Origin of the sequence: Bacillus cereus group sp. BfR-BA-01380, assembly GCF_022663535.1 — a bacterium.
GTDB lineage: Bacteria > Bacillota > Bacilli > Bacillales > Bacillaceae_G > Bacillus_A > Bacillus_A cereus_BB.
In genome coordinates this window covers 19,887-27,588 of the sequence record NZ_JAKUFS010000041.1, presented here as the reverse complement: position 1 = coordinate 27,588, position 7,702 = coordinate 19,887, and the positions used below count along the sequence as shown (strand labels likewise).

Below are 7,702 nucleotides of genomic sequence, written 5' to 3'. Positions count from 1 at the left end.
AATGTGAGGGGGATGGAGCTTCTGACGTAGAGGTGTTTTTTTACCTCTTAGGAAGAAGCGAAGCCACCGAACATTCTAGCCACTGGAGCTGGACAATGCTTTCGCCGAATTCTGAGGTGGGAGTATTACTGCCCACGAATAGCGGGATAAATAAAAAACTTTGAAATCCATTCAAAGTTTTTTATTATTTCTCATATTTCCCTATCTTTTTTAACAACACTAATAGTTGGTCCTTTTCATCCTTTGTTAGCATGTGAAATGATTCATGGATGACTTGTTCATGATTTGGAAAAATACTCGAAATGAATTGTATTCCTAGTTCTGTTAAATGAGCATAAATGACACGACGGTCATTATGGCAAGGTTTTCGCTCAACAAGTCCTTTTTTCTCTAATTTATCAACAACATATGTAATACTACCGCTTGCAATCAAAATTCTTTCCCCAATTTGCTGCAATGGTTGAGTTCCCTTATGGTATAACAGTTCTAGTACAGCAAACTCGGTTGGATTTAATCCATTGCTTTGAATAGACTTATTGGCAGTATCCATAACAGAGCGGTGTACGCGTGATAAAGCAATAAATACTTTTAACGATTTAGAAACATCTTCTCCTTCATACTGAGATGTCATAACACTTCCATCCTTTACTAAATTTCTTTTCAAATAAAAATCATAAAAAAATACTGTCATGCTTCAACATATTACAACAAAAAACAATAAAAACACTACACATTTGAGATTGTTTATATATAATGAAAATAAAAACAAAAGGAGCCGCAATTTTGAACGTAAAACTACGGAATACATTTTTATATATTTCACTTGTTATATTGCCAACCCTTTGTATTAGCTCTATCTTGTTTTTACACCAAAAATATACACTGGAAAAAGAAAATAAACAAGCAGCTCATACAGTCGTATTTTTATATAAAGACTACTTAGATCGTTATCTAGGAGAAGCAACATCTGCATTAGAAATGCTTGCGATGGTTATTAGCGCAAAAGCGCAAAATGATAATGAAATACAACAAGTTCTCCATGGTACAGATGAATCCGACGAACGCTTTACTGGCCTGTATTATGCAAATACAGATCTCAAAGTTACATTATCATCATTGGGATTAAAAAATTCTATCGATATTACCGATCGTTCTTATGCAAAAGAAGCTTTGAAAAATAAACAGACGACGGTTTCATCTGCAATTACAGATCGTGCTTCTGGACATAAAGTGATTGTGATTGCCACTCCTGTTTTCAATAAAAACAAAGATGTTTCCGGATTGCTATTAGCAACCCTACGGTCTGACTATATTGCAACGTCCTTAAATGCGATTAAACCAAAATATCACTTTGAAGTACTGGATAAGTATGGAATTACATTTTTACACGATAATAATCCTAAATTCTCCCCCAAACTTACACAACAAATTACTGTTCCATTAACAAGATTACCGTGGAGCGTTTCTATTTATCCATTACCTATTCAACAAAACGTTTTATATCGTGACATCTTTATGGAATGTTTAATAACATTATTTCTTATGAATATTTTATTTTTAGTTGTGAAATACATTCTTCTAAAAAGACAAACAAAATTGGAAAGAAAACAAAGTGAAGTACAAAAACTAGAATTAGTTGGTTCCCTTGCTGCAAGTACAGCTCACGAAATCCGCAACCCTCTTACAGGCATTAAAGGACTTGTTACTCTTTTAAAAGAAACACACACAAATGAAAAAGATCAATTTTATTTTTCCGTTATTGAACAAGAAATAGAAAGGATTAATGGAATTGTCAGTGAATTCCTTATTCTTGGGAAACCAACTGCTATTATTGAAAAAACATACGATTTAAGAGACATTGTAAAGGCAGTTTCATTAATTATTCAATCCGAGGCAAATTTACATAACGTACAACTTTCCATACATATGGCTGAAAATCCAATTCCTATTCGCTGTTCAAACGATCATATTAAACAAGTTATTTTAAATATTACCAAAAATGCTTTTGAAGCAATGTCACCAGATGATACATTGACTATTACAATCGAAGCAAATGAAAGTACAGCACAATTACAGATTATAGACACAGGAAAAGGAATTCCAAAACATATCCAAAAACATATTTTTCATCCATTTTTTACAAACAAAGATACAGGAACGGGACTAGGCCTTGTCGTATGCAAAAGAATTATCGAAATGTATAATGGTCAAATTACAATTGAAAGTACAGAAAATATAGGAACAACAGTATGCATTATACTCCCGCTCCATTCACAGTAATCATCCCTTTTTCATACGGGATGATTACTTCATAAATGTTGTCCAAAACGCATTCGCTTTCTCAGTGTGTGACATTTTAAAAAATGATGTTTTTATCATGAAAAACCATTTCGACATCCTTTTCTCTTTGTAACTTTGATATTTCACAATAAGCTTGTCCAATTCTTGACTTACTTGAATTGTCTCCAAGCTATTAAATCCATTTGTAAGCCCTAAATGGATCATTTCTTCGCGCTTCACATGAATATCATACAAAAGCTTGTCCATTGTAGATTTCCTTTTTGCTACAAACATGCATATCCCCCTCGATATCCTTTCATAATTTGTATTTCATTCTTATTAAGAATGAAATTTCTGTTTCTCTGCTTATCAAGTATGAACGTTCAGAAAATTAAACATTTTCTCCCTATAATTTACAAATCTTTATCCTCACCTTGAGAATTATTACAAATTATTCTATCTTTGTAAATACATTCGCAATAATAGACATTTTTTTTGTTTTATTTTATTGAAAATTCGAACTGAACAAAGAATTTACTCTTTTTCACAATTTTATTTTCGACATTTTGTGCGTTTAAATTCATTCAAAACGTAAACGATAACAGTAGATTATTATTTATCCCGCTATTTGCGGGCAGTAATACTCCCACCTCAAAATTCAGCGAAAGCATTGTCCAGCTCTAGCGGCTAGAATCTCCGGCCGTTTCGCCGCTTCCGCTTTTCTTAAGAAGTTAGGTGGGAGATAAACTGCCCGTAAAAGCCCGATTGGGCGGACTAACCGTCAGTGGATGAAAGCATGGATGCTTTGTATGATTATGAAGGGAGAATTTTACATGCGAAAATATATGATTATCTTTTTACTTACCGCACTACTGCCAATCGTAACTTTTTCTGTACCAGCCTACGCTCACACAAATAAAATAGCGATTGTCATTGATGACTTCGGAAACAATATGAAAGGAACGGAAAAAATGTTATCACTGCCTATCCCGTTAACTGTTGCAGTTATGCCATTTCTTCCGTCTACAAAACAAGACGCGACGTCAGCTCATCAAAAAGGACACGAAGTTATTATTCATATGCCAATGGAACCTGTAAGAGGAAAAAAAGAGTGGCTTGGCCCAAAAGCTATTACAACTGATTTAAGCGATGATGAAATTAGAAGTCGTATCAAACAAGCAATTGAAGAAGTTCCATTTGCAATTGGAATGAATAATCATATGGGTTCAAAAGTAACGGCTGATGAAAGAGTGATGCGCATTATACTATCAGTTTGTAAAGAACATGGTCTCTTTTATTTAGATAGTAAAACAAGCCCGAAAAGCGTTGTCAAAAAAATTGGCGCAGAGATTGGTGTACCTATTGTAGAAAACAAACTATTTTTTGATGATATATATACTTCGGCTCACGTAACAAAACAAGCACATATTCTCTTACAAAAAGTAAAAACTGAACCTGTTATGATAGCTATTGGTCACGTTGGTCCCCCAGGTGAAATTACATCTTCTGTCATTAAATCTTATATTCCTAAAATTCAAGAAAAGGCTGATTTTATTTTCTTATCTGATCTTGTATCGCCAACTCCACCTGTTTCTTCACAAAAATAGAGAGAGGCCTCTGCCTCTCTCTATTTCTAAATACGGTCTACATGACTAACTCGAAAACCTTTTTTCTCTAGTTTCGCCACTAACGTTTCTAACTCTTTTTGATTCAAATCATCCGTAATATTAACAATAAGACGTCTAATATATTGATCACCATTATCTAACGTAAATAACCCACCAATATTATACAACTTTAACAATGTACCCAGCTCTTTAATGATTCCTTTCGACTCATGTGTCGCTAATGTTAATATATACCCACCTGTATTCATTCCAAATGAGTCTTCAATCACATCGAAAATATTAGAATGTGTTAAAATGCCTATAAACTCATGATAATCATTTAGTACAGATAAAAATGGTAGTCTGCGAATTGTATAAAAAGCTCTAAAGAAAGAATCACGTTCAAAAATAAATGCTTGCTCATCTCTCATTAACTCAGAAACACTTTCATTTCTTTCTTCTTGCTCCTTACACTTATTTTCTAACAGATCTACTTTATAAAGAATACCTTTAAATGTTTTACCGTCCTCCGCTAAAACAGGAATCGCTCTGTATCCACTTCGTTCCATTATCTCTAAAGCTCGCTTCGCATCTTCATTTTCGAAACAAGTTACAACTTGTTGCTTTAAAAGAAAATGATATTTAACTCGCAAAATACGTTCCTCCCCACATGACGACATGTAATCTATATATAATAAGGAGAGCCGTATTTTATGAGTAAAACCTCAAGAGTAAAACGCTTTCATTTTTAAATATTACTTCTTACCTAATCCCAATTCTCTTTAGGTACTTCTACCTAAAGAGAATTGGGATTATATCACCGAACTTTTTGTCCCTTTAATCATTAACAGTTTTATATGGTAGTTCATTAAGTACTCTAATCCCTCTAGCCATTTTTTCGTTTCTTCTGGCGTTATTCCCCATACAATTAATCCATAATTGTGAACAAGTACTGCTCCACCACCTTTCGTAAAGCAAGGCACACTCTCTTCTAACAAATTTGCAAATTTACTTTCATTTTCTACAATTGGAATTGTAATACCAGTAATACCTTCTTTCCCAAAAACACGTTCTACATTTCTCTGTTCAAATGTTACTTCCCCTTCTTTTCCATATAACTCCGACATTAAGTGACTATCCACTGTTTGTACTTGTAAAATACATTCCGCCTGACTTTTTTTATAAATATCTGCATGCATAAATGATTCGGAAGCCGGTTTCTCATCAATCGCAAATACTGGTTCACATGTACTGTTAACTACAATAAAATCATCTTCCACAAATAGGTCTTTATCTTTTCCTTCTATATTAACTAAAAACGTAAGCGGGTCTTTAGACGTACGCATCGATAAACTAATTTTTGTCCCATAAAACCAATCACGCAGAGCCAATTCCATCTTAATATCCCGTAATTCCTTCCATTTCTTTAAAAATAATAACACATTGTCACCCCCGTATTGTTATCTTCTATTTTTATGTAAAAGGCAATATTTTTTGATAATTCGAAAAATTTAATTGAATTATCACATGAGAAAACCTTTTTGTCAATACGCTTTCGCCATGTTCCATAAACTTTATCCCGCTATTCGTGGGCAGTAAGACCCCCACCTCAAGATTGAGAAAGAAGCGAAGAAGATAGGTGGGGGATAACTGCCCGTAAAAGCCCGATTGGGCGGGCTTTCCATCAGTGGGGATGAAGCCCCCCACTAATGGAAGTTTCACTTTATCCAAATAAAAAAAGCCTCGTTATAAGGCTCTTTTATTCATCGTAATTTGCAGCATAGCATTCTTCTCTTGTTCATTAATAATGCGTAATTTTTGTAGTATATACGCATATATAATTATCTTCTCACGCATTCTTTTATTCACCTCTTCCCCCTTCTTTCCTTTAACCAACTTTTTTTCTGTTGGTAAATTATATGACCATCAAGAGAAAAAGTGTCCTTTTTTTGCGCAAATCCAACTTTTTTGTGAACGTTGTTTTTTTTCATATATATGCCTATACTAAACAGTGTAATTCTAAATTAAAGTTGAGGGTAAAAATATGAACGTTGTTATTAGTACGTTAAACGCGAAGTACATTCATACAAATCTAGCAATTCGTTATATTAAGGCCTATGCTCAGCCCGAATTTGATCTAGAGATGGCTGAATATACAATTAACGATCCTGCCATGAATATTGTTACAGATTTACATAGGCGCAAGCCGGATGTAATAGGCTTTAGCTGTTATATTTGGAACATTGAAGAAACAATTGAAGTCATTCAAATGCTCAAAAAGATTAATCCAAATCTTATCATTTTTGTTGGTGGTCCAGAAGTTACATATGATGTACCACATTGGCTAAAACGTGTTCCTGAAATTGATTTTATTATTATCGGCGAAGGAGAAATGGCTGTAAAAAATCTTCTATTTGAAATACAAGGTACACAACAATTTGAAAATCTTGACGGTATCGGATTTAGAAACGACGATGGCACCTATGTAATCAAGCCGCAACGTGAAAAACTAAATTTAAAAGAATTACCATCTCCCTATCGTTTCCCAGAAGATATTCCACATTTAAGTAAACGTATTACCTATATCGAGACGAGCCGTGGTTGTCCGTTTAGCTGTCAATTTTGTTTATCTTCTATTGAGGTCGGCGTCCGTTACTTCGATCGTGAACGTATTAAAGAAGATATTCGTTATTTAATGCAAAATGGTGCACGTATTATTAAATTCGTCGATCGCACTTTTAACATTAGCCGTAGCTACGCAATGGAAATGTTTCAATTTTTAATTGACGAACACGTCGATGGAACCGTATTTCAATTTGAAATTACAGCCGATATTATGAGGCCCGAGGTGATTGAATTTTTAAATACACATGCTCCTCCAGGTTTGTTCCGTTTTGAAATCGGTGTACAATCTACAAATGATCAAACAAACGACCTTGTAAAACGACGTCAAAACTTCGAAAAATTGACAAGAACAGTTACAATGGTTCGTGATGGACAGAAAATCGATCAACATTTAGACTTAATTGCCGGACTTCCTGAAGAAGACTATCAATCCTTCCGAAACACATTTAATGATGTCTTTGCTTTAAGACCAGAAGAATTACAACTTGGCTTTTTAAAATTGCTGCGTGGTACAGGTCTTCGACTTCGAGCAAATGATCATCAATATATATATATGGAGAATGCACCATATGAAATGCTTGGAAATAATGTACTATCATTTGATGATATTATTCGAATTAAACAAGTTGAAGATGTATTAGAAAAATATTGGAATGCCCATCGTATGGACAACACTGTGTCATATATCGTATCCCATGTATTTGATACACCTTTTGACTTCTTTCAAGAATTTGGCTCTTATTGGGATACACAAGGATGGATACGAATTGGACATCAGCTAGAAGATTTATTCCAACGCCTATATCACTTTTTACAATCAAGAAAAACTGCGAAGCTCCATATCATGAAAGGGTTAATGACAATTGATTATTTACAAAATCATAAATATCGCCCACGTAAATCATGGACAACAGAACAAAGAAAGAAAGAAGAAGTAAATGCCTACTATAAAAGAATTTTAGAACAACCAAACATTCTAGGAGATAAATTTGCTGCTCTTCAATTGACAGAAAAAGACTTGTATAAGCACACGATTGTAGAGCATATACCATTTGATTACCACCATTACATGAAGCATGGTGAAATGATTTCAAATCCTTCTTTCCTTGTTGCCTACTACAATCCAAAAACGACACAATGTGAATTATACGCAGCTAGTGTCAGCGCATTCTCAAAATTAATCTAAATAT

Annotated in this window: 8 protein-coding genes; 3 read left to right on the top strand and 5 right to left on the bottom strand. The window is 34.0% G+C overall.

The window, feature by feature from the left end:
• Positions 1 to 184: 184 nt before the first annotated feature.
• Positions 185 to 631 (bottom strand): MarR family winged helix-turn-helix transcriptional regulator, encoded by a 447-nt coding sequence (locus tag MR076_RS24340; protein ID WP_242225002.1) that lies wholly within the window; start codon positions 629 to 631, stop codon positions 185 to 187.
• A gap of 152 nt (positions 632 to 783) precedes the next feature.
• Between MR076_RS24340 and MR076_RS24335 the strand changes: the two genes are divergently transcribed.
• Positions 784 to 2,280 carry an ATP-binding protein gene (locus tag MR076_RS24335; protein ID WP_242225000.1) on the top strand — a complete coding sequence of 499 codons (1,497 nt, stop codon included), beginning with the start codon at positions 784 to 786 and terminating at the stop codon, positions 2,278 to 2,280.
• Between the two features lie 24 nt (positions 2,281 to 2,304).
• On the opposite strand, the gene MR076_RS24330 is transcribed toward MR076_RS24335, so the two are convergent.
• Positions 2,305 to 2,574, bottom strand: coding sequence for an aspartyl-phosphate phosphatase Spo0E family protein (locus MR076_RS24330; protein ID WP_242224998.1), 270 nt, complete (start codon positions 2,572 to 2,574; stop codon positions 2,305 to 2,307).
• Positions 2,575 to 3,113: 539 nt separating this feature from the next.
• Here MR076_RS24330 and MR076_RS24325 point away from each other — a divergent pair.
• Positions 3,114 to 3,887 carry a divergent polysaccharide deacetylase family protein gene (locus MR076_RS24325; RefSeq protein ID WP_242224996.1) on the top strand — a complete coding sequence of 258 codons (774 nt, stop codon included), beginning with the start codon at positions 3,114 to 3,116 and terminating at the stop codon, positions 3,885 to 3,887.
• A 26-nt stretch (positions 3,888 to 3,913) separates the two neighbouring features.
• Here the strand turns inward: MR076_RS24325 and cbpA are convergent, their stop codons facing one another.
• The 3 genes from cbpA to MR076_RS26450 form a co-directional block, all read right to left on the bottom strand.
• Positions 3,914 to 4,540: a cyclic di-AMP binding protein CbpA gene (gene cbpA / locus MR076_RS24320; protein WP_242224994.1), complete on the bottom strand. Its 627-nt coding sequence runs from the start codon at positions 4,538 to 4,540 to the stop codon at positions 3,914 to 3,916.
• A 159-nt stretch (positions 4,541 to 4,699) separates the two neighbouring features.
• Positions 4,700 to 5,329 (bottom strand): class II aldolase/adducin family protein, encoded by a 630-nt coding sequence (locus tag MR076_RS24315; protein ID WP_242224992.1) that lies wholly within the window; start codon positions 5,327 to 5,329, stop codon positions 4,700 to 4,702.
• 304 nt (positions 5,330 to 5,633) lie between these two features.
• Entirely contained in the window at positions 5,634 to 5,756 is a 123-nt protein-coding gene (locus MR076_RS26450; protein WP_277928605.1) for a hypothetical protein, read from the bottom strand.
• Between the two features lie 175 nt (positions 5,757 to 5,931).
• Here MR076_RS26450 and MR076_RS24310 point away from each other — a divergent pair, with 175 nt between their 5' ends.
• Positions 5,932 to 7,698 carry a B12-binding domain-containing radical SAM protein gene (locus MR076_RS24310; RefSeq protein ID WP_242224991.1) on the top strand — a complete coding sequence of 589 codons (1,767 nt, stop codon included), beginning with the start codon at positions 5,932 to 5,934 and terminating at the stop codon, positions 7,696 to 7,698.
• Positions 7,699 to 7,702: the final 4 nt, after the last annotated feature.

Coding starts and splice junctions, on each gene's coding strand:
- MR076_RS24340 (WP_242225002.1), bottom strand. CDS start 631: ATGACATCTCAGTATGAAGGAGAAGATGTTTCTAAATCGTTAAAAGTA.
- MR076_RS24330 (WP_242224998.1), bottom strand. CDS start 2,574: ATGTTTGTAGCAAAAAGGAAATCTACAATGGACAAGCTTTTGTATGAT.
- MR076_RS24325 (WP_242224996.1), top strand. CDS start 3,114: ATGCGAAAATATATGATTATCTTTTTACTTACCGCACTACTGCCAATC.
- MR076_RS24310 (WP_242224991.1), top strand. CDS start 5,932: ATGAACGTTGTTATTAGTACGTTAAACGCGAAGTACATTCATACAAAT.